Genomic DNA, 26,565 nt, shown 5'->3' with positions numbered 1-26,565 from the left:
AATTAAAAATTAAAAATTAAACATCGCAGGTAGAAAGCTGAACATTAATCATTAAAAATTAAACGTCAACCATTAAAAATGAAGCTCCGCTTTGCACTGCGCAGCCCTTTAATTTTTAATTATGAACGACCCTGTCGTTCAACTCTGCCAGCTTGGCATTGTTCCAGCGGTCGGTTGTCCCCACCAGGTAGCCGGTGATGCGTTGCAGCTTGTCGATATGCTTGCTGCCGCACTTCGGGCATTCTTCCAGGTTTGGGGTGGAGTTTTCGTGGCCGCACTCCAGACAGCGGTTACGGTTGTGGTTTACCGAACCGTAGCCGATGTTGTATTGGTCCATCATGTCCACTACACGCATAATGACTTCCGGATTGTGGGTGGCGTCACCGTCTATCTCCACATAGAAGATGTGTCCGCCGCGGGTCAGCTCATGATAAGGAGCCTCCACTTCCGCTTTGTGGCGGGCGCTGCATTTGTAGTATACGGGCACGTGGTTGGAGTTGGTGTAGTAGTCACGGTCCGTAATGCCCGGCAGCGTGCCGAACTTCTTACGGTCGATGCGGGTGAACTTGCCCGACAGCCCTTCGGCAGGAGTGGCAAGCACGCTGTAGTTGTGCTGGTATTGCTCCGAGAACTGGTTGGCACGGTCGCGCATATAGGTCACGATTTTCAGTCCCAGCTCCTGGGCTTCGCCAGATTCGCCGTGATGTTTTCCGAGTAATGCTACGAGGCATTCTGCCAATCCGATGAAGCCGATTCCCAGTGTTCCCTGGTTGATGACGGAAGCAATCGTGTCGTTCGGTTTCAGTTTTTCGCTGCCTATCCACAAGGCGGACATCAGTAACGGGAACTGTTTGGCGAAGGCGGTCTTTTGGAATTCCATACGTTCGTGCAATTGGCGTGCGGTCACCTCAAGCATGGCATCCAACTTGGCAAAGAACCGGGCGATACGCTGTTCCTTGTCTTCTATGTTCATACACTCGATTCCTATGCGGACAATATTGATGGTAGAGAAAGAGATGTTGCCGCGTCCGATGGAGGTCTTCGGTCCGAAACGGTTTTCGAATACACGGGTACGGCATCCCATGGTAGCAACTTCGTGCTGGTAGCGTTTCGGGTCATCGGCTTTCCAGTCCTCGCTTTGGTTGAAGGTGGCGTCCAGGTTCAGGAAGTTCGGGAAGAAACGCCGTGCCGTCACCTTGCAGGCCAGTTGGTAGAGGTCGTAGTTGCGGTCTTCCGGCAGGTAGCTCACACCCCGTTTCTTTTTCCATATCTGGATGGGGAAGATGGCGGTTTCTCCGTTTCCTACCCCCTGATAGGTGCTTTTCAGCAGCTCGCGGATGATGCAGCGCCCCTCGGCAGAGGTGTCTGTGCCGTAGTTGATGGAGCTGAACACCACTTGGTTGCCGCCGCGTGAGTGGATGGTGTTCATGTTATGGATAAACGCCTCCATGGACTGGTGCACGCGCGATACGGTCTTGTTGACGGCATGCTGCACGATGCGGTCCTCGTCCGTCAGTCCGTCCAACGGCTGTAGCAGATAGTCGGCCAGTTCCTTCTGATAGAGATGGGAATAGTCTTTTCCATTCAGTTCTTCCAGGTTCTTGACTTCCTCGATGAAGCTGTTGCGCACGTAGGGGGCAAGGTAGAAATCGAATGCAGGGATGGCTTGTCCGCCGTGCATCTCGTTCTGGGCTGTTTCCAGCGAGATGCATCCCAGGATACTGGCAGTCTCGATGCGTTTGGCCGGGCGCGATTCGCCGTGTCCGGCAGAGAAGCCGTATTTCAGAATATGGTCCAGCGGATGTTGTACGCATGTCAGGCTCTTGGTGGGATAATAATCCTTGTCATGGATGTGCAGATAGTTCTGGGTGACGGCATCCAGAACTTCTTCACTCAGCAGATAGTCGTCCACAAAAGGCTTGGTGGTTTCGCTGGCAAATTTCATCATCATGCCTGCCGGGGTATCAGCATTCATATTGGCATTTTCGCGTGTGATGTCGTTGGACTTGATGTTGATAATCTCCAGGAACATGTCGCGCGTCTTTGCCTTGCGGGCAATGCTTCGCTGGTTGCGGTAGGCGATGTATTTTTGGGCAACGTCCTTGCGGCTGCTCTTCATCAGCTCCACTTCCACCAAATCCTGGATGGCTTCCACCGTCATCTGCGAATCCCCCTTGAAAGAGATGCGGTCCGTAATCTGGTGTATCAGTTGCAGGTCTTCACCTTTATCTGTATGCAACATGGCTTTCCGGATGGCGGTGGCTATTTTTTCTTCGTTGAATCCGACGACGCGCCCGTCGCGCTTGAGTACTGTCTGTATCATAACCTTTTATACTTAAATGTGACTATCTATTTAGTTTAAATGCGGAAACAAAGGTATTATAGTTATTGATAGGTTTTACTTTTTGGGAAACTTTTTGTGATTTAAAAAGTGTTAATCGTTTGATAATTAGTGGTGTTTTATTTGTAAATGGAAAACTTTGAATAAAAATTACTTTTTAAAGTTGTTCGTTATAGGCTGTTGTTGTATACTTGAGCATTCTCTGAATTTTCAAGTGTCAAATGAAGATAAATCTTTGGAGCGGATTGTGGATTTTCGGATTCTTTAGTTATATTTGTAACGAATTGGTTTATTTAAGGTTCTCAATCCTTGATAATGTCTCTTGTTACCGTTCAATTGTATTGCTTTATTGCCCGTGGCATAGGGGCTGAAGTATCATTATTTTAATAATCAAAGAAAGGATGAATATGGCAAATGTATTTCCTCCGTTTAAAATAGACATCGCTGGAGCTTTTTGCGTACCTCGTGCATTGAAGGATGCCCGCGAGCAATATCAGAACGGACAAGTGAGCCGGCAGGCTTTGCAGGCGGTTGAAGATGCGTCAGTGCGCAATCTTGTGGAACGGCTGGAACAGGGAGGCATGAAGGTGGTTTCCGACGGTGGTTTCCGAAGTCGTGATTTTTTGGAAAGCTGGGAGGGTATCCGTTCCAAAGACGGCCAGTTTTTCTCCGAAGGTTCTCCTTTGGAGGTTACGGAACGGCTCGGCTTGCTCCGGCATCCGGTTCTGGAAGAATTTGCATTTCTTGATTCCATTGCGGGTGGGGAGGTGATGAAGAAACAGCATATCCCCTCGCCGGCAGAACTCTTGACCCAGATTATTCAACGCGTGGAGCGGACTCAGATAGAAACCGTTTATTCCGACATTCGGCTTTTGACGGATGATATTGCTTCCTGCTACAAACTTTTGCTTACCCAACTCTATGATGCCGGTTGTCGCTACGTCCAGTTCGACGGGGTGCATTCGGTGATAATGGAAGATACCGTTCGGCTGAATAACCGTGTTTTGCGCGAGCGTCCAGCAGGGATGTATGTTGCATTCCATGCACCTACGGATATGTTGGTGCAGCTGCATGGGGCCGATGCCTATTTCTTGAATTACGACTGTGGCGCGTGCGACCGCAACCGTCTGCTCTGGTTTATACACGAGAAAGAGGCAGTATTCGGTTTCGTGCTGTCCCATTATCCCCAGGAAGACGAACTGGATGAATTGCAGGCGAAGACCGAGAGCGTGTTGAACTATATCCCCTTGAAACGTTTTACTTTGTGCCTGCCGGATGCGAATGCGCTTCTTTCCCCTTCGGAGGCCGATGAGGAAAAGCAGTGGGAAACCGTACGGCTGGGTATGGAAATGGCGGCACGCATCTTCTCTTGAAAATGCCGCACTTCATCATCCCGAATGCCGCACTTCATTGACCGAAATGCCACATTTTATCAATTGAAATGCCACACTTCGCAAGGCGCAATCAATAGCATTTGCCTTTGCGAAGTGTGGCATTCTTCTTTAGCTTCCGGTGTGTCCGGCTTTATTATTTAACAGCTTCAGCTATCTTTTCCTGAAGTTCGTCACCGTGCAATCCGCGTGCAAGGATAGTTCCTTCACCGTCAATCAACACAGTGTGGGGGATGCTGCTTACGGCATAAAGCTGTGCGCCTTCGCAGTTCCAGTATTTCAGGTCGGACATTTGCGGCCAAGTGATGTTCAGCTTCTTGATGGCTTCTTTCCATGCGTCAGCACTCTGGTCCAGGGATACGCCTACAATCTCGAAGTTCTTGTTCTTGTATTTGGCGTAAGCTTCCACCAGGTTGGGCATCTCGCGACGGCAGGGGCCGCACCAGCTTGCCCAGAAGTCAACAAGGACAACTTTGCCCTTGCCTACGTAGTCGGACAGTTTTACCGTTTTTCCTTCCGGCGTCTGCATCTCGAAGTCTGTGAACTTCTGGCCTACGGCAGTGGCTTTCATTTTCTCAACGTTGTTCTTTATCTTGACGATGGCTTCGTCGTTGTCGTAAGCTGCGGGGATTTGGGGCATCAGCGGGTTGAGGTCTGCCACATCCATGTAGTAATAGTTCTGCTTCAGCAGGAGTACACCCACCGGGTTGGTGATGTTCTTTTTGATGCCGGCTTTGATGGCAGATATCATGCTGTTTTCCAGATTTTCCATCTCTTTGCCTTTGGTTTCACGCTGTTCGTCGGTCAGTGTGGTGTCCGACATGGATTCGTAGATGCTCATCATCTGTTTGTTCAGACCGTTGATTTGGGCTCTGATTTCCTGGTAGGCATCATTGTTGGCAGTACCGGTGGCAGAGTTGTTTTCCTGCGACAAGTTGATTATAATCTTGCCGTTTTCCAGGAAGAAGTCGATGGCTGCGCCGTCTTTTCCTTCGGCTTTGTAAGAGATGTAGCGGTTGACAGCAGTATCTTGTGTGCCCTTGAAGGTAAATGTTCCACCTTTGATGACAGCAGAATCCAATTTGACGAATTGGCGTCCTTCCACGGTTTCCAGATATACGGTGTCGCCGTCGGCTGCACCCTCTACAGTTCCGGTTACGGTGTAACCGTTGTTTCCACTGTTACAAGCCGTAAACACAGCGGCTACAGCGAGCAGATAAGTAAACTTTTTCATTGCTTGTTTTTTTAATGAATGATTATAGCTGCAAATATAGTAATAAAAAATCCCCTCCGATATGAACCGGAGAGGATTTTTATAGTTTTAATCCCATTTTTAGCGATAATGCTGTGCTTACTATTATTCGGCAGCAGTTTCTTCAGCAGCAGGGGTTTCTTCTGCAGGAGCCTCTTCAGCCGATGCTTCAGCAGCAGCTTTTGCGGCAGCTTCAGCAGCTTTCTTTTCTGCCAATGCTTTTGCTTTTTCTTCGTTTACTTTCTTTTCTGCTTCCAGACGTGCCTTTGCTTCAGCTTTCTTAGCTTCGTCTTCCTTAGCCTTCAGAGCAGCCAAACCGCTTTGTTTGTTGTTCTTCCAAGCTTCGAACTTAGCGTCAGCTTCCGCTTCGCCAAATGCGCCTTTTGCTACACCGCCCAGCAAGTGCTTCTTCATATAAACACCTTCGCGAGAGAGGATGTTACGAACTGTGTCAGTAGGTTGTGCACCCTTCAACACCCAGTCAAGTGCGCGGTCGAACTTCAAATCTACTGTGGCAGGATTGGTGTTAGGATTGTAAGTACCAATCTTCTCAATAAATTTACCATCACGTGGTGCTCTTACGTCTGCAATAACGATAGAGTAAAAAGCGTAGCTCTTACGTCCATGTCTTTGCAATCTGATTTTTGTTGCCATTTAATTAAAATATTTTTAGTTAATGATTTGAATTATGCTACTATCTCGTAATAGCGGGTGCAAAGGTAAGAAAAGATTTTGAGTTATGAGTTATGAGTTATGAGTTATTTGTTGGCATGAGGGTGTTTTTTTTAAATGTTCACACAACACCACTCATCACTCATCACTTATCACTCATCCTTCTCCCGAGTATTTCCTGGGGTATCTCAGGAGAATGGCGAGTATGGCGCAGGCTCCCATGCAGAAGGGGTAGTATAGGTTTCCGATGATGCTGATGGGGGAGATGCCGGCAAGTCCGGCGGCTATCAGCATTTGTGCTCCGTAGGGGATGATACCTTGCACAAGGCATGAGAAGGTGTCCAGTATGCTGGCTGTTTTCCGGCGGTCCAGGTGGAAGCGGATGGCGATGTCCTTGGCTATGGGGCCGGTGGTGATGATGGCAATGGTGTTGTTGGCGGTGCAGAGATTGGCGATGCTGACCAGGGCGGCGATGCTGAATTCGGCTCCCCGCTTGCCGCTGACGTGGCGGGTCAGCCGGGAGATGATGAAGTCGATGCCGCCGTTGTAGCGGATGGTTTCGAGCATGCCTCCGGCCAGCAGGGTGATGATGATGAGCTCGCCCATGCCGGTGATGCCCGTTCCCATGGCTCCGAACCAGTCGAAGAAGGCGGTGCCGGTATAGACACCGATAATTCCGGTAGAGAGGATGCCCAGCAGCAGTACCAGCATGACGTTGACGCCTGCTACGGCCGTACCCAGTACGATGAGGTAGGGGATTACCTTTATCCACTCGATGGTCTGTACTTGTGGTGGGGCAGAGACGGACAGTCCTTGAAAGATATAGATGCCCAGTATGATAAGTGCTGCCGGTACCACAATCATAAAGTTGACGCGGAACTTGTCCCTCATCACGCAGTCCTGCGTCTTGGTCGATGCAATGGTGGTGTCGGATATGAAGGAAAGATTGTCTCCGAAGAACGAGCCTCCCACCACGATGGCAACCATGTAGGGCAGGTCGATGCCCGTCTTTTCCGCCAGCCCCACGGCTACGGGAGTCAGTGCGACGATAGTTCCTACGCTTGTTCCTATCGAGAGGGAGATGAAGCAGGCGGCGATGAAGATGCCCGCCAGCAGCAGGTTGTCCGGCAGTATATGCAGGGTCAGATTTACGGTCGCATCAATGGCGCCCATCTGCTTGGCGCTTTGGGCGAATGCTCCTGCAAGGATGAATATCCATACCATCAGCATGATGTTCTTGTTACTGGCGCCCACGGAAAACTGGTAGATGCGCTGTTCCAGATTCAAGCCGCGCGTGATGGCGATGGCATAGCAGGACGAGGCGAGGAAGGCTACCGTGATGGGGACTTTATAGAAGTCGTTCACCAGGAGCGAAGTCACCAGATAGAGGCAAAGGAACACCGCCAACGGGCTGAGTGCCCACCAGCCGCTTTGGGTTTTAGGGGTTGTATCGGTTGTTGCTGACATAGTTGTATTGTTTGGTTGAGATTGATGGTTCACCACAGATTTCTACCTTTCAATCAATTCCATGTTAATCGGGGTAATCTGTGGTGAAATCAATTCCGCCGCAAAGGTAACAAAAACAAAGGGCGGCACAAAATGGTTTTGTCCCGCCCTCCATCTATCAGTCTTTAATTTTCAATTTACAAAGTTACTCCGGTCTTGAAGATGGCTATTTCCTTGTAGCCTTTCTTTTCGTTGTTCACGAATTCACCGCTTGCTACTTTGATGATATACTCGATGAAGCGTTCGCAGGTTTGCTTCATCGGTTCGTTCTCGACGATAACTCCGGCGTTGAAGTCTATCCAGCCCGGTTTGTTCTTTGCTAAAGTGGAGTTGGTGGAAATCTTCATGGTCGGCACATAGGTTCCGAAGGGCGTTCCGCGTCCTGTGGTGAACAGCACCATGTGGCATCCGCAAGAGGCAAGGGCAGTGGCGGCTACAAGGTCGTTTCCCGGAGCAGACAGCAGGTTCAGTCCCTTTACTTTCAGGCGTTCGCCATATGGAAGTACCCCTTCCACGTAGCTTGTGCCGCATTTCTGGGTGCATCCCAAGGCCTTGTCCTCCAATGTAGAGATGCCACCTGCCTTATTTCCCGGAGACGGGTTTTCGCCTACCGGTTCACCGTGTGAGAGGAAATATTCCTTGAAGTCATTAATCAGCTTCACCGTGTCCTCAAACAACTCTTTGGTGCGGCAGCGGTTCATCAGAATGGTTTCTGCACCGAACATTTCCGGTACTTCCGTCAGTACGCTGGTGCCGCCTTGTGCTACCAGGAAGTCGGAGAACATGCCCAGTAGCGGATTGGCGGTGATGCCGGAGAAACCGTCCGAACCGCCACACTTCAAGCCTACGCGCAATTCACTTAAGGGAATATCCTCGCGCTGGTCCTGGATGACTTTGGCATAAAGTTCGCGCAGCAGCTCCATGCCTTCTTCGTATTCATCACCCACTTTCTGGGTCACCATAAACTTTACGCGATCCCGGTCATAGTCTCCCAGAAACTCGCAGAATACATCCGGCTGGTTATTCTCACATCCCAGGCCTACCACGAGTACGGCTCCCGCATTGGGATGCAGCACTATGTCGCGGAGGATTTTCTTTGTATTCTCGTGGTCGTCACCCAACTGGGAGCAGCCGTAATTATGGGGATAAGCCATGATAGCATCCACGCCCTTTCCGCCCGTTTCGCGGCGCAGGCCTTCGGCAAGTTGGTTGATGATTCCGTTTACACAGCCCACTGTCGGAATAATCCATATCTCATTGCGCACGCCTACATCTCCGTTTTTGCGTTTGTACCCTCTAAAGGTCAGGTTTGGCGCGCCAGTATTGAGGTTTAGGACCGTAGTATTGAGGTCTACATTGACGGGGTTGTATGTGTATTCCAGCAACCCGGACAAGTTGGTCTTGATATTGTTTTCATTCATCCAGTCTCCCTGCTTCTGCGCTTTCCGGGCATGGCCGATGAGGTATCCGTATTTAATGACGTTTTCGCCTTCCTCAAAGTCTTTCAGTGCAAATTTGTGTCCGGCAAGAACATCCTCATTCAAGGTGATTTCCTTTCCGTCCACCGTGAGTTTTTCACCAGCCGGAAGTGCTGTGATAGCCACTGCAACATTGTCGGAAGGATTGATTTTCAGGTGCTTTGCCTCCATCTTTTAAATTCCCCATTTACCATCTACAATGTACAATTTGGCTGCGCTGCGCTAGTATTAGTCCCCTTCCGCATGCCCGAATTGTACATTGTAGATGGTACATTGTACATGCAACTATTTATTGTAATAAAACTCTATATTCTCCTTCGTTAGCAAGTCAATTGGCATGAAGTTTTCCCTTGTGATTTCCTTCTTCAGAATCAGGTATTCGCACAAGGCCTTGATGCCGTCGAATCCTTGCAGGGTGGGCTGTTGTGCTATGAGGAAGAAGATGCTTCCTTGTTTCAGACAGTCTACATTGCGTTGCAGCAGGTCATAGCCCATCAGGTTGAAGTTTTTTTTCTGCTTCTTCAGCAGGTATTCCCCGATGATGTATGCTTTGGAGTTGAAGGTGATTCCGTTCTTTACGGTAGGATGCTCTTGGAAGAACTCGTCTAGCATCAGTGTGTCCTCGCTGTCGCGCTTGGCATGCAGGTCCAGTTCCCAGATGCGGCAGGCGGGATGATGCTTCTGCATGTATTCGCGGAAACCTATTTCGCGGCGTTCCTGCTGGTTCGACCCAACGATGCCTTCGTTTATTTTGCGGAAGATGACGATTTCCTGCGCGTCTTCTCCGGCAAGCAGCATCAGCATGCGGGCGGCAAAATATCCGCTTTGGTGCGAGTTCTGCCCGTAGAAGGATAGGGCGGGCTCTTCCTTTATATTGGAGTCTATATATATATAAGGTATATTATGTTGCGTCAACTCATCCGTAAAGGGCTTGGTGTATTGCGGAACGGTGGGGGCAAACATCACTCCGTCCGGCTCCAGTGATAGAATCTGTCTGGAGGCTTCCGCGAATGAATGATAGTCATACGGGTCATAGTAGGAGAGGTGCACGGCGACGTTAAAGTCAGAATAAGTCTCTACGGCGTTGTGTATGCCTGTCTCTACGTCTGTCCAGTATTCGCCTTTCTCGTGCAGTGGCAGCAGGCAGGCAAATGTGTACTTCTTGTTCGAAGCCAGTGCACTGGCATACATATTTGGTTGGTAATCCAGCTGTTTCAGGATTTCTTCCACCCGTTTCCGGCTGGATTCGGACACACCGCTGCGTCCGTGAATCACACGGTCGACGGTTCCCACTGATACATCTGCCATCTTGGCGATATCTTTTATTCTGACTCTTTCCATCTATATTTATAATTTACAATGTACCAAGTAGAGTATATGTCTTGTGCTCGTGCACAATAATAATCTTGATATTTCCGCTACAAATATATGATAATTTTTTGTATTTCAAAAATTGTTGTATCTTTGTGCCCGCACACGAAGACTGTGAAGAATGAATGTTGTTTTGATTTACTATTCATATTTTCAAGTGTTTAAGTTCTTTTTATACCTCGTAATGATAAATTGAAAGGAAATAAATTAATTTCATATTAAAATAAAATATAGAAAGATTATGGGAAAGAAAGTAGTTACATTAGGTGAAATAATGCTGAGACTGTCTACTCCGGGAAATACCCGTTTTGTGCAGTCCGACTCTTTTGATGTGGTATATGGCGGTGGCGAGGCCAACGTAGCTGTCAGCTGTGCCAACTACGGGCATGATGCTTATTTTGTAACTAAGTTGCCGAAACATGAAATAGGCCAGTCGGCTGTCAACGCATTGTGCAAGTATGGCGTAAAGACAGATTTCATTGCGCGTGGTGGTGATCGTGTAGGTATCTACTATCTTGAAACTGGTGCTTCCATGCGTCCCAGTAAGGTAATCTATGACCGTGCACACTCTGCCATTGCCGAGGCAGATGCGGCAGACTTTGATTTCGATGCCATCATGGAAGGTGCAGACTGGTTCCATTGGTCAGGTATCACTCCCGCCATCTCCGACAAGGCTGCGGAACTGACTCGCTTGGCTTGCGAAGCTGCCAAGTGTCACGGCGTTATGGTGTCGGTAGACCTCAATTTCCGTAAAAAACTCTGGACCAAAGAAAAAGCCCAGTCCATCATGAAGCCTTTGATGCAGTATGTGGATGTCTGCATCGGCAATGAAGAAGATGCTGAACTCTGTCTGGGCTTCAAGCCCGATGCAGACGTGGAAGGCGGCAAGACGGACGCTGAAGGCTACAAGGGAATCTTCAAGGCGATGGCGAAGGAATTCGGCTTCAAATATGTCATCTCTACGTTGCGCGAGTCTTTCTCTGCCACCCACAACGGCTGGAAGGCAATGATTTACAACGGTGAGGAATTCTACGAATCAAAGCGTTACGACATCAATCCTATCATCGACCGCGTAGGTGGTGGCGACTCTTTCTCAGGCGGTATCATCCACGGCCTGCTGACAAAACTTAACCAGGGTGCCGCCCTCGAATTTGCAGTAGCGGCTTCTGCCTTGAAGCATACTATCAACGGTGACTTCAACCTTGTTTCTACCGAAGAGGTAGAAGCGCTGGCAGGAGGGGATGCAAGCGGACGAGTACAACGCTAAGCTCATTTACGATTTGACGATTTACGATGTACGATTGAAATTACTTCTACAGTGAACTCGGAGGAATTGAAAATACGATTGAAGGTGTTCTCTTTGAGAATAATCAAGATGGTAGATTGTATGCCTAATCGGATTTCGTCAATGGCTATAGCTAAACAAATAGTACGTTCAGGGACTTCACCTGCTGCCAATTATAGGGCAGCTTGTTTGGGAAAGTCTGATAAGGATTTTCTGAATAAACTGAAAATGGTAGAGGAAGAACTGGATGAAACTATACACTGGTTGGAAATTATTGCTGAAAGTGAGATGATTCCTGCTAATAAACTGCTTGGGTTGCAACAAGAGGCGCATGAATTGTATAAAATAATAGTGAGTTCTATTGTCACTACAAGAAATCGGTTAGCAAAGGAAGTTTGAATCGTCAAATCGTAAATAAAAAGAATAGATATAAAGTAATATTAATCGTAAATCGTCAAATCGTAAATAAAAAGATGAGTAAATTTGATAAAATCGCAGTATTGAATAAGATTGGTTCTACCGGAATGGTGCCCGTCTTTTATCATAAGGATGCAGAAGTTGCAAAGAAAGTTGTAAAGGCTTGTTACGATGGAGGTGTTCGTGCGTTCGAGTTTACGAACCGTGGTGACTTTGCCCACGAGGTGTTTGCGGAAGTTGTGAAGTTTGCGGCAAAAGAGTGCCCGGAGGTGGCTATGGGTGTAGGTTCCATCGTCGACCCTGCTACTGCGGCGCTGTATTTGCAGTTGGGGGCATGTTTCGTTGTAGGCCCGTTGTTCAACCCGGAGATTGCTAAGATTTGTAACCGTCGTCTGGTAGCTTATACTCCGGGGTGCGGCAGCGTTTCAGAAGTAGGTTTCGCGCAAGAAGCAGGTTGCGATCTCTGCAAGATATTCCCGGGCGATGTGCTTGGTGCCAAACTTGTGAAAGGTTTGCTGGCTCCGATGCCTTGGTCCAAGCTGATGGTGACCGGTGGAGTGGAGCCGACCCAGGAAAACCTGACCTCTTGGATTAAGGCGGGTGTGTTCTGCGTAGGTATGGGTTCCAAACTCTTCCCGAAGGATAAGGTCGCTGCTGAAGACTGGACTTATGTTACGGAAAAATGTAAAGAAGCTTTGGGCTATATTGCTGAAGCGAGGAAATAAATAAGAAATTCATTTTGTTTAAAGGTGTTTAAAGGGGACAGTCATCGAAGCGTTTCGGCGTTTCGGTGGCTTGTTTTTTACTGGAAAGTATGCTCCCGATGAACAACAAATTGTTTATAAGTGTAAACTATACTCTTAAACTCTAAAACAATGTTATAAAACGCGCGAAAAATGTGTCGGCATTTTGTGCGCGCGGATAAAACACTTACCTTTGCAGTGCAGTTGGGAAACTGCATTTGGATTTGATAAATAATAAAACAGTTTTCAATAAAGGATATTAGTTATTAGGTAAAAGGATTGAAAATAGATTTTTTTCATAAGCTAAATGTTTTGAATAAATAGGTAAATTAGGTAAAGGTAAAATTGGATTTTGAAGTTTTCAGAATAGGTAATTGAAGTTTTATTTTTTTAGGTAAAGAGAAAGATTGATTTTTAGGTAACATTGATGTAGTTTAAAAGAAAAGCCTTAAAGGCTTTTCTTATAGGGGCGAGGGGTTCGTGAGAGCTTGCTCGTTTTTTTATTCCTATATTCTTCGCATTTTTTGTATATTTTATCCAAACTCTACTTCTTTTTTGTATCTTTGTGTCGGATACCCATTAAAAACAAGCAGCAGCTCTAAAGCTTAAATAGCCCTGAATTTGGAACATATATTGAATATACTTGATTGGCTTTTGTACATATTGTTTGCAATAAACATACTGTATCTATTGGTTTACAGTCTGGCGTCACGCCGACGTGACCTGCCTCTACCCCCTCCAGCCAAGGAACACAAACGTTTTGCCATATTGATTCCTGCCTATCGCGAAGATGCCGTGATACACGAGTGTGTTCATTCATGCCTGGAGCAGGATTATCCCGCCGACTGTTTTGATACGGTTGTCATTTCGGACCGTATGCAGCCCGAAACCAACGCTTCCCTCGCTATGCTTCCTGTCCGCCTGGTTGAAGTGCATTTTGAGAAAAGTACCAAGTCCAAATCTCTGAATGCCGCCATGACTGCCATCGGTAATAATTATGACATCGCTTTGGTGCTCGATGCGGACAATGTCATCCCTTACGATTATCTGAGTGATATTAACGACCTCTTCGCCAATCCGGAAGTCGAGATTGTGCAGACCCACCGGAGTGCAAAGAACCTGAACAATGACATGGCCTTGCTCGATGCCATCAGTGAGGAAATCAATAACACCATTTTCCGTTTGGGGCATGCCAAGCTGGGCTTGTCGGCCGCCCTTATCGGTTCCGGCATGGCGTTCCGTTATGACTTGTTCCGTGATACGATGGCTGACATCAAGGCTGTAGGCGGTTTCGACCGTGAATTGGAGCTGACCCTGCTCTATCGCGGCAAGCGCTTTTATTATCTGCCCGAAACCTTTGTATTTGATGAGAAGATACAGAACACCGGTGATTTCTCCCGTCAGCGCCGCCGCTGGCTGTCGGCACAATGGCACTACTGCCAGACTTTCGCCAAGTTTCTGTGGAAGGCGCTTGTTGCGCGTAACTGGGACTTCTGCGACAAGCTTTTCCAGCAGCTTTCCATTCCTCGCCTGCTGTTGGTGGGCTTCACGTTCCTCTTCTCCGTGTTGTTCACGGTTTATCGCTGGACATGGGGGCTGAAGTGGTGGCTGCTCTTGGTGTTGCTCGCTGTCGCACTGCTCGTTGCCGTTCCCAAAAGGTTCTGCACCAGCCGCCTGGCAATGGCCCTGCAAAAGATACCCTATACATTCCTGCTGATGGCAGGAAACATCTTCAAGCTGAGGGGAGCAAACAAGACCTTTATACATACCAGGCATGGGGTGGTGGAATAGAAAGGGATACACAATAAACAAGTCTATAAGCAAACAAATGATATACGGAAAAATCACTTTAGAAGATTGGCGTACAGCCTGTGTAGAGGGAGAAGAGCCGGAATCTTCTTTTGAAAGTTATAATCTGAGACTTTTCTTTTTCGGAACTTTGTATAATCGGGACACCTTGCAGGCAACTCCGGATGATACCAATGCCAAGCTTGCTGCCGATGCGTTTCTATCCGATCCGGCATATGGCTTTTCACGTCTGGACGGTTCGTTCACCATAGTATATTATTCAGAAAATGAATGCGGAGTGGTGCGCGACCATCATGGCACGCATTATCCCGTCTATTGTCACATTGATGGTAATTTTGCCACTTCCTGGCAATTTTTAGAGGACCAACTGGAAGAAAATTTCGAGCCTAATCTGGTTTCATTGAGTACATTCCTTCAGCGTGGCATTTTGAAGAAGAATAATTTCGCCCTATTCGATGTTCATTCTTTAGGTGCCGGCGAAAAGTTCTACATGTTGACAGAGCTTGGTTATCTGATGCCGGTTTGGGCTTCTGTAAAGTTAGAGACACAAGCGAACGTACATTCCATGTTTGATTCGCTGAAGGAAAGAAATCCCGGCTTATATGAGAAGGTGGCAGATGACATTTATTGTCTGAAGCGCGACAGCGTTTTTGAGCATGAACCCAAGGTGGCGACTGAACGGAATCCGGATGTCGAGGCCTATTCCCGCCGTTATGGAGAATTGCATGCGCAAGCCATCCGTCGGCGTATCGGAGACAGCCGCAAGGTAGGCATCCTGCTGAGTGGCGGCTATGATTCCGGGTCCAACCTTGCTGCGCTGCGCAGCATTTACGACGGCCAGATTGACTCCTATTCCGTGGGCTTTAAAGGAGATGCCTGGACGGAGCTGCCCATGGCCCGTCTGATGTCCGAAACCTTCGGCACGCGCCATCATGAGTACGAGATTGACGGTACGGAAACCAGTGCCTTGCCCGACATTGTCCGTTTTCTGGGTGAGCCTTTTATGGAAGGCGGGCTGATGGTAAACTATTGTGCCATGCGCATGATAGGCGATGACAAGCCCGACGTGATTCTGGGAGGTGACGGCAGTGACCAGTATTTCGGTACTTCCGGTCGCGAAGTGGCGTTGCATTATCTAGCCGCCCGCATAGGATTGCGTCCCTTGCTGCGTGGCATCAGCCGTCTGGTGGAGCATGAAACCTTTGATACCGGCGGAGAGCTTTCCCGCATCAATTTCCATTTGGATAAGATACTTCATATTCTGGAAGGGGAGCGTTTCGGCTTTTCCGACTCTGCCTTGTGTGCCCTTCTGCAAAATCCGGAAGAAGATTTTGAGCCGGTAAAATCACTACGGCCTGATATCCATAGTTTCGAGCATCTTTACGCGCAGCATGCCATTCTTTCCGATTTGGAGACTGTAATCAACCGTATCATTCTTTTCAAGGCTTCCAGCATGGCACGCATGTTCGGTAACAATCTGACGTATCCTTTTATGGACCTGGAGCTTTTCCATTTCCTGCAGGAGCTACCGGTAGGGTTGAAGTGCAGGGGCAGCAGTGTACTGGACATTGCGCGGGGTCGTTCCGTTTCTAAATATCTGTTAAAGCACCATTATAAACCTTTACTTCCCGAGGCCATTACCTTGAAGAAGAAGCAGGGCGGTTTTGCACCTATGCCACTGTTCTTCCGTGATAGGGCCCGACGTGCTCTCTTTAAGGAATTCATTCTTGCTTCCGGCATTATGGACAACTATCTGCGTCGTGATGCAGTGAAGAAGTTTCTTACAGATTATGAACAAGTTGCAGAGAAGGCGGGCGGTTGGTTCTGGCATAGGCAGAACAAGGCTTTGCAATATTTCAATCTGTTGACGCTTGTTGTGTGGTGGGAAGAGTTTGTGGAAGGCCATGAGGTGAAATTCTGAAAATATGATTGAAAGTATGAAAGTTTCCATTATTGTTCCGGTTTATAATGTTGCCAAGTACATAGAACGGTGTCTGCTGTCTGTGTTGAACCAGACCTGGCCGGATTTGGAAGTTATTCTTGTGAATGACTGCACTCCGGATAACTCTATGGAGATAGTCAGACGGGTGGTGGCTTCGCATCCGCGCGGAGCGGTGGTGAGATGTCTGGAACATGAAGAGAACAGAGGGCTTTCTGCTGCAAGAAACACCGGTATTTTAGCGTCTGTTGGCGATTATCTGTACTTCTTGGATAGCGACGACTATATTTCTGCGAATGCAATAGAGCTTTTGGCAGATGCAGCGGTGCAGAAGCGACCGGATTTTGTGATAGGCAATTACGAGGTGACCGGTGCCAGACGTTGGGCTCCTCCTTTATCATTAGGCACCGGGTTTTATGAAGGGAATGCTCTTGTACTTTCCACTTATGTGCAGGGAAAATGGTATGTCATGGCATGGAACAAACTGGTGAGTCGTCCCCTCGTTTTGCAGCATAAACTCTACTTCCAGGAGGGAATTGTACACGAGGATGATTTATGGTCATTTAAGTTGGCATGTATGGCTCAAAGTATGTATGTCGTCGGTGAGACCACTTACTATTATTCTATGCAGCCAGACTCCATCATGCGGGCGCCGTCTATGCGTAATTTGGAATGTCGTGTGCTGGTGCTGGGTTATATCTACGATTTTATCCGGTCTTCTCGGTGTTTGCAGGATAACCGGGATATATATATTTTTTTTGAGACTCTGAAGGCAAAATATTTTGACCGTATTCTGTATTTCACGAAAGACACATCCTTTCATTATCAGAGTTATTTGGTATTCAGGAACAAAAAGTATGCGTCTTTGTTGGAGATGACGGGCCTGCGTCCCGAATGGAAGCTGATGTTGCAGAACATCCATTATGTGCTTCCTACGTATGCCGGCTATTTGTATTTTAAGGCTTTTGTAAAGTCAGCCTACTATTTGTTGGTGTTGTCTATAAAAATGAAGGCAGTGTTGCATACAAAATGAGCGAATATGAATCATGTCCCGGAAATATCCGTTATAGTCCCCGTTTATAAGGTAGAAGAGTACTTGCCTCAGTGCGTTGACAGTATTCTTGTACAGACCTTTACGAATTTTGAGCTGTTGCTGGTAGATGACGGGAGCCCAGACCGTTGCGGGGAGATTTGTGAAGAGTATGCCGGAAAGGATACGAGGATACGGGTGTTCCATCAACAGAACAGTGGCGTTAGCGCTGCACGTAATATAGGATTGCAGCATGCTAAGGGTACATATATTGTTTTTGTGGATTCAGATGATTGGGTTTCCACGGATTATTTGTTGCATTTATATAAGAGCCTGCCCGATACGGGTATTGGTTTGGTGATGGGAGGAGCTTTAAAATATTCAATTGATGGTAAGTTAATAGGAAAGATTACACTTCCAGAAATATTCATAGGAAGTAATATAGGTGAAGGTTTCGCGGAGTATGGCCTTGACCGTTTTGGATTTTCTTGTTCAAAACTATATAGTGCAGAATTGATTCGTGAAAATAAATTATGTTTTGATTGTAATGTCCATTGCATGGAAGATTTGATTTTTATGATAGATTACATATTGCTTTCAGATTATATCCGTCTTTGCAATTTCATGGACTATAATTATAGGATAGCCTATTCTGCAGAAACGCTTTCTTCCCGTATGAATACATACAGCGATGAGTACAATATTTTTTCAGCTTATAGAAGCAGAATGGAAAGATTTGAGGACGTTTGTTGCCTGTCGGATGAACTTACCCGCTATTTGAGGCACTCCGTAAGTCTGGTTTTTCAGCGTGTACTGCTATCCCTCCATACTAATGGCTACCCATTCAGGCAGCGGGTGGCTTGTCTGGACGATTTATTGTCCAAGGAAAAGGAATGGATAGAAGAAAGATTCATGCCAGATTATAAAGCAGATTGCATAGCGAAATATCTTCTTTGCCACATGGGAGGCGGTTTCTTTGATTGCTGGATTTCTTTGTTACGTTTTCTCCGGTTCAAAAAAAGTTTCGGGATGCATTGACTATAAATATGATAATATAGATAGAAATTCAAGATGAAAGAAGAACCTATTATATCCGTCATTGTTCCTATTTATAAAGTGGAACAATATTTGTCGCGCTGTGTTTCCAGTATTCTTTCGCAGACATTTGCGGATTTTGAACTATTGCTGATTGATGATGGTAGTCCCGATCGTTGTGGAGAAATTTGTGACGAATGGGCATCTAAGGATTATCGTGTCAGAGTATTTCATCAGGAGAACTCTGGAGTCAGTGTTGCACGAAACCGAGGGCTGGATCACGCCACCGGGAAGTATGTGGTTTTTGTAGATCCGGATGACTGGATACTGCCTGATTATTGCTTGGGGCTTTATAATTTGCAGGCAGCCTATTCAGGAAGAGGATTAGTGATTCAAGGGATGTTGTGTAGGAGAACTGATGGTACCTCTTTGCCTTCTTTATCTTTGCCGGATCGTTATTTGCCTTTCTCCAGTATAGGTAAATCTTTTGCAGAGAATAATATTTGTGAAATGGGATATGCTGTGTCAAAAATTTATGCAAGGAGTATAATAGAAGAATTTTCAATTCGCTTTGATGAGAATATACATTGTCTTGAAGATTTGTTGTTTATGTATCAGTACTTGTTGCATTGTGATTATCTTGTATTGAACCATATGCAGAATTATGTGTACGTGAAACATTCCTTTTCACTATCCCACCGTATTCATTCATTTGAATCTGAATACTGTTGTTTCGTGAAATATCAACAGCTTCTGGCAGAAATGATGAAAGTATGGAAAATACCAGCGGGAGATATGGTAGTTACAGTTAATTCTATGCTGGTTCCATTCCGAAGAGCTTTGAAAAGTGATTATCAGCCGGATAGGACTATCCCGCGTGAGATGAGGGTAAAGCATCTGAAGAGGATGATTTCAGAAAGTAGGGATGTTTTTTTGAAATATTATCATCCGGTATTTAAGACAGATAAATTGGGAAAGGTTCTTTTAGGATTCAACTGCTATATATTATATGATTTCTATATTCGTCTTTTGTTCCGTTTGAATATAGGGCCGGTGTTTTATGGGCCTAAACATATGTATTAACTGATTTGTTGTCAAAAGTAAGGAGTATGGATTATACTTATACTATTATTATACCTCATAAGAATGCTCCGTTGTTGTTGCAGCGCTGTTTGGATTCTATTCCTTTCCGTGATGACATCCAAATTATTGTGGTTGATGATGACAGTTCTTCTGATGTCGTGGATTTTATGGACTTTCCGGGAAGTAGTCGGGAAGATGTAGAAATCATTTTCACCAAAGAAGGGAAGGGAGCTGGATATGCCCGTAATTGTGGCCTGCTTCATGCTCGAGGCAAGTGGCTGCTGTTTGCTGATGCTGATGATTTTTTTCTGCCCGGTTTTTTAGAGGTACTGGATTGTTATTGTGCTACGGACTACGATTTGATAACATTCAGAGCTACAAGTGCAGATTCGGAAACTTTAGTTCCTATGCGTTCACGTCAATCTGATTTTTTAGGTTTTGATGTGACTGAAAGCATAGATGCGGAGAGACTAAAATATCGGAATGATGTACCCTGGGCAAAAATGGTTTCCAGAAATATAGTTCAGAAGCATTCCATCCAATTTGATGAGACATTGGCTGGAAATGATGTAATGTTCTCTTATTATTTGGATTATTACGCTCGGAATGTGGCAATATGCTCTGTAGCCATTTATTGTGCTACAATACGTGAGGGTTCTTTACAATATAGTGTTTTGCTCGACAATTTGTTGGCACGGGTTTGGGTAGCATGTCGCTGTAACCGGTTTCTGAGAAAAATAAATCGGGAAGATAGACTTGTGAGCAGCTATTACCGTGTGATGCAATGCAGAAAGTATTTCGGAAGGCGGGGATATTACAAAGCCTTGTGGATTTTTATATGCAATGAACAATGGAATATCGTGTATGGTACCTTTAGGGGTGTTTTTATGGATAAAATGAAAAATATTTGCGAAAAGTTGAAATTATGGTAGAGTCTCGTCTCAAAAAAAGCTATTTGAATGCCCGGGTAAATGTGCTTTTTTATTTTATTACCCTATTCATCTCTTTTTTTTCTCGCAAGATATTCTTGGATATGTTGGGAGCAGATTTTGTGGGTCTAATGGGGACATTACAAAATTTATTGGGTTTCTTGAATTTGGCCGAATTAGGAATTGGGGCATCTATTGGTTTTGTACTTTATAAACCTTTATTTAATGATGACAAGGACAAGATACGAGATATTATTTCTGTATTGGGGTATCTTTATCGCAACGTCGGATTGATAATTATAGGGGTAGGGCTCATATTGGCTTGTTTTCTTCCTTTGATATTTGCAAATATCAGTATTGATTTAGGTGTAGTCTATTTTGCCTATTTTGCTTTTTTGTCTTCTGCCCTCATCAGTTACTTTATTAATTATCGGCAAACTTTGTTAGGAGCCGATCAACGTAATTATGTTGTAACGGCCTATTTCCAGACTGCAAATATTATAAAGATATTGGTACAGATGATGCTTGTTTGCTACATAGGTAGTTTTTATCTATGGATTGCCATTGAATTACTTTTTGGCATCTTATATTCATATATACTTAACTGGAAGATAAATAGGGTATATCCATGGCTGAAGTGTAGTATTGCTGAAGGTCGTCGAAAATATCCGGAGAATAAGATAATCGTACGCAAGGCACGCCAAATGTTTGTACATCAATTGGCAGGAATGGGGCGGTCTCAATTACTTCCTTTTTTGGTTTACGCGTTTACTTCCTTAAAATTGGTAGCCTATTATAGCAATTACATGTTGCTGTTGACGAAATTGAACCAGCTCGTTAATAATTTCTTAGGAAGTACGGGAGCAGGAGTGGGTAATTTGATTGCCGAAGGTGACTCAAAGCGCATACAACAAGTATTTTGGGAACTCAGCTCTTTACGTTTTATGGTAGCTTCCTTTTTAACATTTGCTCTCTATCATTTGATGGATTCTTTTATTATTGTATGGTTAGGAGCAGAGTATGTGCTGCCTCATTCTGTATTGATAGTGATTCTTGCCAACTTTTTTATTAGTCAGTTCCGTGGCACGAATGATCAGTTTATTTATGGTTATGGGCTTTTTCAAGATACTTGGGCGCCTATTGCTACACTTGGAATTACGATATTGGTAGCATTGGTTGGCGGGTATTATTGGGGGTTGCCGGGAGTGTTACTGGGGGATGTTGCCAGTTCCATAACTGTCATAAGCATTTGGAAACCTTATTTCTTATATCGTGACGGTTTTAAAATGAACGTTAGTGTTTATTGGAAGAATATCTTGTTGTATTTATGTCTGTGTGCTTTGTCTTGGCTATTAGCGGATGTCATTCTTTCATTATTACCTTTATCAGAACCTATGGAAGGCTACTTGGAATGGATTTTCTATGCTTTGATTTCTTCACTGTTATTTTTGGTGATTTTAACCATTTTCTTTTATTGCTTTTCAAAGGGTATTCGAACGTTGTTGGGACGTTTTATTCATTTGTAATTTTCAAGGTGTATGATGCGTTATATTGGAAAGCTGTGTGTATGGATAGAGGACGATTATTTCGTTATTCTTATGCTGATTCTTAGAATTTTATTTTATCTTTGTGTGGTAGGCTTTTTGCAAAATAATCTAAAGATGACTTGAAATGATACCCAAAACGATTCATTATTGCTGGTTCAATGATACGCCGATACCTTATAGTTTACAGGTGTGTATGGATTCATGGAAGAAAAATCTCCCTGACTATAAATGGAAATTATGGAGTTTAAAGGATTTTGATGTAAATTCTTTGTCATGGACCAAAGAGGCCTTTAGTGTAGGTGCTTTAGCTTTTGTGGCAGATTATGTGCGTTTACATGCATTATATACCGAAGGAGGAATATATATGGATACCGATGTCATGGTGAAAAAATCTTTTGATCCACTATTATCCAATGGCTTTTTTACTGCTATAGAATATCATCCGGAAATGATAGAGGGAGATGAGATGGCAGGTAAACGTCTTGGACCGGATGGAACAAATCGTTTCCCTGGTGTACGTGTACCAGGCTTAGGTTTGTTATCAGCCATATTAGGAGCTGAAAGGGGACATCCTTATTTAGTGGAAGCTATGAAATTCTATGAAGGTCGCCATTTTATACAAGAAGACGGTAGTTGGTATACAAAGGAGATAGCACCAGATGTGCTGGCGTTGGCTGCTGAAAAATTCGGATTAAAGTATAATAATGAAATAGAACAACAATTAGAAGAAAGAATGCTCATTCTTCCTTCTCGTATATTAGGAGCTGCTTGGAAACAAGTCACAGATGATACTATTGCCGTTCATTTAAGTAAAGGAAGTTGGCGTAAGCGTACATGGTTACGGAGCATTCTTACAAAACTTAATTTTTATCGAAAGATTTTCAGGGCTCAGAAGTAATCATTGGAGGTAGTAAAAGATTTACTCTCTCATTTATATTATACGGCTAAACTTTGTTGGATGCGCATTTTGCTTAATTAGAACAGATGTATGAATAAAAAATGAGGTGACAAAGCTTTTGTCATGCTTTGCCATCTCCATTTTCTTAGTTACCACTTCTCTTTTTTCACCTCAAAACACGGGCATTGTTTCGTCCATTCCATCGGTTCCACTTCTCCGTTGTTGTTATGGTCGGGACTGAGGTTGTGATGTCCCGCTACTTTTGCTCCCGGATAGTCCATCAGCAAAGCACGTACCAATACGCGGAGCGAGTGGTGTTGCCATTCCATGCGTGTGGTCAGGATTTATCTGTCACGTTTAAATTGATTTTTTTCCATGATTGCCATTGTTTTTTCGTTTGTACTTAAAAAATGGTGCGAAGGTATGAAAAAATAAGAAGAGGATGAAGTTTTATAGGAATAATACAGCACCATTGGAATAAGGTGGAGATTCCTTATTCTATGGATCGCATTGTAAAAACTTACTTCTTATTTCTATTCAGAAAATACATCAGTACAAAATACATGACAGCGGATAAAGAGATTTCAATTATATGAACTTCTTCTGTAAAAAGGAAATCGAGACAAAGATAAGTGGCAAAGAAACCAAACGTTTGAATGAATAGAATTTTCTTTTTCATGATTTAAACACTAAAAGTATTTGGCGGGAATAATAAGTTTAACCTATACTGCAAAGGTATTGAATATTATTTTATATCCTATATTTAGAATTGATAAAAGCATGTGTGCTGATGTCTTTTCTGCAATGGCTTTGATACAATAAGAGAAGAATGTAGTTTGTATCACTAATGAAGGAACCAGGATAGTGATGTTCTTGAAGCTGGCATTCCACTTATTGTTTTTTTAAGTCCAAATCCATGACTGCATGATTTTGGGGCATTTTTTAGACAATATATAAATATCATGCTTTTTGATTGTTTTTATTATTAAATTTGCGTAAACTTTTAGAATTTCGGTTTAATAGTGATTTCTACAATGAATAGCATGAAATACTCGGAACTCATAAAAAATAATAGTTGTAACAATTACTGTCGTTGTTATTCTCATCATTTTTTGAATCTTAATAAGTGTATGTGTCCGGAACTCTGTTAGAATTGTACCCGAAGGAGAACGGTATTTGAAATCAGAATTTAAAAAACATTAGGTTATGTGTAAAAAATTATTTGGAATATTGGCATTGTTTTCTTTCCTTCCATATTTTTCAGTTTGCCAAAATAAATTTCGGGAAAATGGTTGGTATCATATTTTATCCGGACAAACAGATAGTATCTCCCGAGAACCTATCGTGACGATAAAAGATTTTATTTCACTTAGATTGGAAACGGACTATTTTGGGAAAAATGTGATTAGTGGGCAAATCAGTAAATACAAATTGAACAAATGGGCTAAAGAAACGGAAAAGGCAATAGGCAGGCAGATCGCTTTTGTATTCAACGACTCTATCATAACCAATCCACGTGTTAATTGTAGAATAGAAAGTGGGGCTTTCCAGATAACTTCCATTCTTGATAAAGAATTGCCGGATATATATGAACGGCTGAAGCAAGAGAAGATCAATTCTATTGAAGCTCTTTTTGAAGGCTGGGAAAAAGACTCCTTGTTTTACGCGATGTCTCCGGAACAAAGAGATTCCATAAGAATGGTAACCGATTATTGGGAAGCCAGTGCATGGGTGGATCTAATAACTAAACCCGATGAACATTATTGGTACAGTATAACGGACTCTACTGAGTATAAAAAACTGGAAGAGGCATTAAAAGAAGAGCTTGGTAAACTCAATTTCAGCAGCAGGGTTTCAGACTATATGAAGTCTAAAGCATATCAGGCATATAAAACGTATATATGCAATAATCCTATATATATCAACCTTATGTTCAAAAGTTTCCTTTTCAAGCAATTCAAGGGGCTGGACGGCTATCTGATAGATGATATTATCCGGGCCAAATATCCTTCCGCCCCAAGTATAAGAACATATGTGGAAAAGACTGACGACTCCGATGATGAGAGATTTGCAGTGTATGAATGGCAGCGAAAAATCTGGTTTTTGATGAATAAGGAAAAAAAGAATCTATAGTTTTTTACTTCATGAAAGAAAATCTTTAATATGTATTTTTTGATAAAAGTAAGGACTTTGGCGTTAAAAATATTCGCCTGCTACCTGATTTATAATGCAAAAAAATCAATCGGACAATTGAACAACTGAATAAATCTTGGGGTGCTCGGTCTGAGGTCAGTGATCATTTCGTCGTGAATGAATACCAGAATGGAGAAATTACCACTCTTGGAAACATAAAAAATAACCGGAGTCGGATTATGATTTCCTTCTCCGGTTCGTAATTCCGGGCAACTCTGTATCAACAATCTTCTCAGCCAGCTTCGGATCCATTTCTGACCTGGGTATCGGAACGATAAGAAACCTCCTGAAATACCCATTGGACTTGTTGTTGGTTCTTGTAAGCTCCTTTAGACAGAAAAGGTTTTTGCATGCCCTTATTTTTCTAGCCAACGATTCAAGTGATTACCAGGAGCAACGATGACAAACTTATAGAACTTCGATTCTGGCAAAGCTTGTAGATCGACTGTGTAACTTCTCTTTCCGGCCGGTAGCGTCACCAATTTGATCCATTCGTCTTCATCTCCCTCTTTGAATTTATTTGTGACGGCAACATAAACGGTCACTGGAACATTCTCCGAATAACATTTCCAGGATAAACCGACCGTATTATCATAAGGCATTGTCTGCAAATCGTAAATGTCAGCATCCCCGACAAAGGACATGCCATCTTGTTCCCACAAGACAGATTGTGGAACCTCAAAGTCCATGAACCGGCAGATGGAAGGTGCAATATCGGTGATTGCCAAATTGCCGGATGTGAAATGACTGTTTACCGGTACATTCGTTGAAACCCAGGTCGTACGTTCACGCCAGGACTGTCCCCCGTGGTCGTGTCCATTCTCTCCGCGTCCATGATCGGTGGTAATAACGACCATCCATTCTTCATCAAAATTGGCCTCCCTATATTTCACGGCTTCCCAAATGCGGGCAACCTGCTCGTCTGCTTTACGCACATATTCATCGAAAAATGCTCCGTTACCGGCAATATGCCCTGCATCGTCAGTGTACCATAAATACACCCAACTCAGATCGGGCGCATCTGTGCGGATACCTTCAGCTGCATCTTTCGAAATTTGTTCGTCTATATCGAAAATATGCAAATCCTTCTCTTTTTTCGGAAAACGGATGCTGTCCAAATCGTAACCGTCTTTTACATAATCAATCTTGAGATAGTTTGTTTCCTTTTTCCCCTCCCCAATCAAAACTGTCCGGTTATTCGTCCAACTGGAATAGATAGCCGTTTTATATTTTTGGGGTTGCTCTTTGGCAATCCGAAAGATCGTCCAGTAATTGTAATTCGGTTTCAGGTCGGAATTGCCTCCTACGTTATGCTTATTAAACCAAGTTGCTGTCAGCAGATTGGTATAGCCAATAGCTGAGATTGTCGCCGTCTGTGAATATCCACCAATTTCTCCTCCGGTATATGCCCGACTGTAAGCGCCTTTTGAAGCAATATCGAATATAGCCGGTGTATGAAGCCTTTCAATCTGGTCGGCAGGAATTCCGTCAACAATTACATATACTGCCTTCTTTGCCTTAGCAAACGTCTGTGCAGACAATAACCAAGGATATAACGCAAGTATAACCACCCAAAGAATTTTAAAAAAACGTTTGCTATCTGAATTCCGCAAACCGGCTTTTAAAAAAACATTTGTCCCCATTAT

At 44.3% G+C, this 26,565-nt stretch carries 20 protein-coding genes and 1 pseudogene; 13 read left to right on the top strand and 8 right to left on the bottom strand.

Annotated elements, in window-relative coordinates; all coding sequences use genetic code 11:
• Positions 1 to 115: 115 nt before the first annotated feature.
• Complete coding sequence (locus EYA81_RS01160) at positions 116 to 2,323, bottom strand: anaerobic ribonucleoside triphosphate reductase (RefSeq protein WP_117964507.1); 2,208 nt, start codon at positions 2,321 to 2,323, stop codon at positions 116 to 118.
• Between the two features lie 419 nt (positions 2,324 to 2,742).
• Between EYA81_RS01160 and EYA81_RS01155 the strand changes: the two genes are divergently transcribed.
• On the top strand, positions 2,743 to 3,714 hold the full coding sequence (locus EYA81_RS01155; RefSeq protein WP_117964508.1) for a cobalamin biosynthesis protein: 972 nt from the start codon (positions 2,743 to 2,745) through the stop codon (positions 3,712 to 3,714).
• Positions 3,715 to 3,868: 154 nt separating this feature from the next.
• Here EYA81_RS01155 and EYA81_RS01150 read toward each other — a convergent pair whose 3' ends face one another.
• The 5 genes from EYA81_RS01150 to EYA81_RS01130 form a co-directional block, all read right to left on the bottom strand.
• On the bottom strand, positions 3,869 to 4,966 hold the full coding sequence (locus EYA81_RS01150; RefSeq protein ID WP_117601371.1) for a TlpA disulfide reductase family protein: 1,098 nt from the start codon (positions 4,964 to 4,966) through the stop codon (positions 3,869 to 3,871).
• Between the two features lie 123 nt (positions 4,967 to 5,089).
• On the bottom strand, positions 5,090 to 5,638 hold the full coding sequence (locus EYA81_RS01145; RefSeq protein WP_117601370.1) for a 30S ribosomal protein S16: 549 nt from the start codon (positions 5,636 to 5,638) through the stop codon (positions 5,090 to 5,092).
• Positions 5,639 to 5,812: 174 nt separating this feature from the next.
• The gene (locus EYA81_RS01140) at positions 5,813 to 7,123 is read right to left on the bottom strand and encodes a Na+/H+ antiporter NhaC family protein (protein ID WP_117964510.1); all 1,311 of its coding nucleotides are present in this window, start codon (positions 7,121 to 7,123) and stop codon (positions 5,813 to 5,815) included.
• Between the two features lie 176 nt (positions 7,124 to 7,299).
• A complete protein-coding gene (locus EYA81_RS01135; protein ID WP_131225282.1) occupies positions 7,300 to 8,811 on the bottom strand; it encodes a UxaA family hydrolase in 1,512 nt (503 codons plus the stop codon).
• A 114-nt stretch (positions 8,812 to 8,925) separates the two neighbouring features.
• The gene (locus tag EYA81_RS01130; RefSeq protein WP_117601367.1) at positions 8,926 to 9,981 is read right to left on the bottom strand and encodes a LacI family DNA-binding transcriptional regulator; all 1,056 of its coding nucleotides are present in this window, start codon (positions 9,979 to 9,981) and stop codon (positions 8,926 to 8,928) included.
• A gap of 271 nt (positions 9,982 to 10,252) precedes the next feature.
• On the opposite strand from EYA81_RS01130, the gene EYA81_RS01125 reads away from it, so the two are divergent.
• From EYA81_RS01125 to EYA81_RS01075, 11 genes are all read left to right on the top strand, one after another.
• The gene (locus tag EYA81_RS01125) at positions 10,253 to 11,278 is read left to right on the top strand and encodes a sugar kinase (protein WP_131225281.1); all 1,026 of its coding nucleotides are present in this window, start codon (positions 10,253 to 10,255) and stop codon (positions 11,276 to 11,278) included.
• A gap of 51 nt (positions 11,279 to 11,329) precedes the next feature.
• Positions 11,330 to 11,695 carry a four helix bundle protein gene (locus EYA81_RS01120; protein WP_080650799.1) on the top strand — a complete coding sequence of 122 codons (366 nt, stop codon included), beginning with the start codon at positions 11,330 to 11,332 and terminating at the stop codon, positions 11,693 to 11,695.
• A 74-nt stretch (positions 11,696 to 11,769) separates the two neighbouring features.
• On the top strand, positions 11,770 to 12,438 hold the full coding sequence (locus EYA81_RS01115; protein WP_117964513.1) for a bifunctional 4-hydroxy-2-oxoglutarate aldolase/2-dehydro-3-deoxy-phosphogluconate aldolase: 669 nt from the start codon (positions 11,770 to 11,772) through the stop codon (positions 12,436 to 12,438).
• A 639-nt stretch (positions 12,439 to 13,077) separates the two neighbouring features.
• On the top strand, positions 13,078 to 14,247 hold the full coding sequence (locus EYA81_RS01110) for a glycosyltransferase family 2 protein (RefSeq protein ID WP_119961502.1): 1,170 nt from the start codon (positions 13,078 to 13,080) through the stop codon (positions 14,245 to 14,247).
• A 37-nt stretch (positions 14,248 to 14,284) separates the two neighbouring features.
• Entirely contained in the window at positions 14,285 to 16,186 is a 1,902-nt protein-coding gene (locus tag EYA81_RS01105) for an asparagine synthase C-terminal domain-containing protein (RefSeq protein ID WP_117601363.1), read from the top strand.
• Between the two features lie 16 nt (positions 16,187 to 16,202).
• Positions 16,203 to 17,237 (top strand): glycosyltransferase family 2 protein, encoded by a 1,035-nt coding sequence (locus tag EYA81_RS01100; protein WP_227186882.1) that lies wholly within the window; start codon positions 16,203 to 16,205, stop codon positions 17,235 to 17,237.
• Positions 17,238 to 17,243: 6 nt separating this feature from the next.
• Positions 17,244 to 18,272, top strand: a complete 1,029-nt coding sequence (locus EYA81_RS01095) for a glycosyltransferase family 2 protein (RefSeq protein ID WP_117601361.1) — start codon at positions 17,244 to 17,246, stop codon at positions 18,270 to 18,272.
• A gap of 33 nt (positions 18,273 to 18,305) precedes the next feature.
• On the top strand, positions 18,306 to 19,352 hold the full coding sequence (locus EYA81_RS01090; protein ID WP_117601360.1) for a glycosyltransferase family 2 protein: 1,047 nt from the start codon (positions 18,306 to 18,308) through the stop codon (positions 19,350 to 19,352).
• 26 nt (positions 19,353 to 19,378) lie between these two features.
• Positions 19,379 to 20,284 carry a glycosyltransferase gene (locus EYA81_RS01085; RefSeq protein ID WP_117964516.1) on the top strand — a complete coding sequence of 302 codons (906 nt, stop codon included), beginning with the start codon at positions 19,379 to 19,381 and terminating at the stop codon, positions 20,282 to 20,284.
• Positions 20,278 to 21,807 carry a lipopolysaccharide biosynthesis protein gene (locus EYA81_RS01080; RefSeq protein ID WP_117964517.1) on the top strand — a complete coding sequence of 510 codons (1,530 nt, stop codon included), beginning with the start codon at positions 20,278 to 20,280 and terminating at the stop codon, positions 21,805 to 21,807. The genes EYA81_RS01085 and EYA81_RS01080 overlap by 7 nt, the downstream gene beginning before the upstream one ends.
• A gap of 145 nt (positions 21,808 to 21,952) precedes the next feature.
• Positions 21,953 to 22,726 (top strand): glycosyltransferase family 32 protein, encoded by a 774-nt coding sequence (locus EYA81_RS01075; RefSeq protein ID WP_117601357.1) that lies wholly within the window; start codon positions 21,953 to 21,955, stop codon positions 22,724 to 22,726.
• A 149-nt stretch (positions 22,727 to 22,875) separates the two neighbouring features.
• On the opposite strand, the pseudogene EYA81_RS01070 reads toward EYA81_RS01075, so the two are convergent.
• Positions 22,876 to 23,061: pseudogene (locus tag EYA81_RS01070) on the bottom strand (N-acetylmuramoyl-L-alanine amidase); the annotation flags it as partial.
• An 871-nt stretch (positions 23,062 to 23,932) separates the two neighbouring features.
• Here EYA81_RS01070 and EYA81_RS01065 point away from each other — a divergent pair.
• Positions 23,933 to 24,859: a hypothetical protein gene (locus EYA81_RS01065; RefSeq protein WP_117964518.1), complete on the top strand. Its 927-nt coding sequence runs from the start codon at positions 23,933 to 23,935 to the stop codon at positions 24,857 to 24,859.
• Between the two features lie 416 nt (positions 24,860 to 25,275).
• Here the strand turns inward: EYA81_RS01065 and EYA81_RS01055 are convergent, their stop codons facing one another.
• The gene (locus EYA81_RS01055) at positions 25,276 to 26,490 is read right to left on the bottom strand and encodes a hypothetical protein (RefSeq protein ID WP_117964612.1); all 1,215 of its coding nucleotides are present in this window, start codon (positions 26,488 to 26,490) and stop codon (positions 25,276 to 25,278) included.
• Positions 26,491 to 26,565: the final 75 nt, after the last annotated feature.

Origin of the sequence: Bacteroides sp. A1C1 (assembly GCF_004328515.1) — a bacterium.
Classification (GTDB): Bacteria; Bacteroidota; Bacteroidia; order Bacteroidales; family Bacteroidaceae; genus Bacteroides; species Bacteroides uniformis.
Note: the sequence above shows the minus strand (reverse complement) of the source record. Positions and strands in the feature narration are given on the sequence as shown.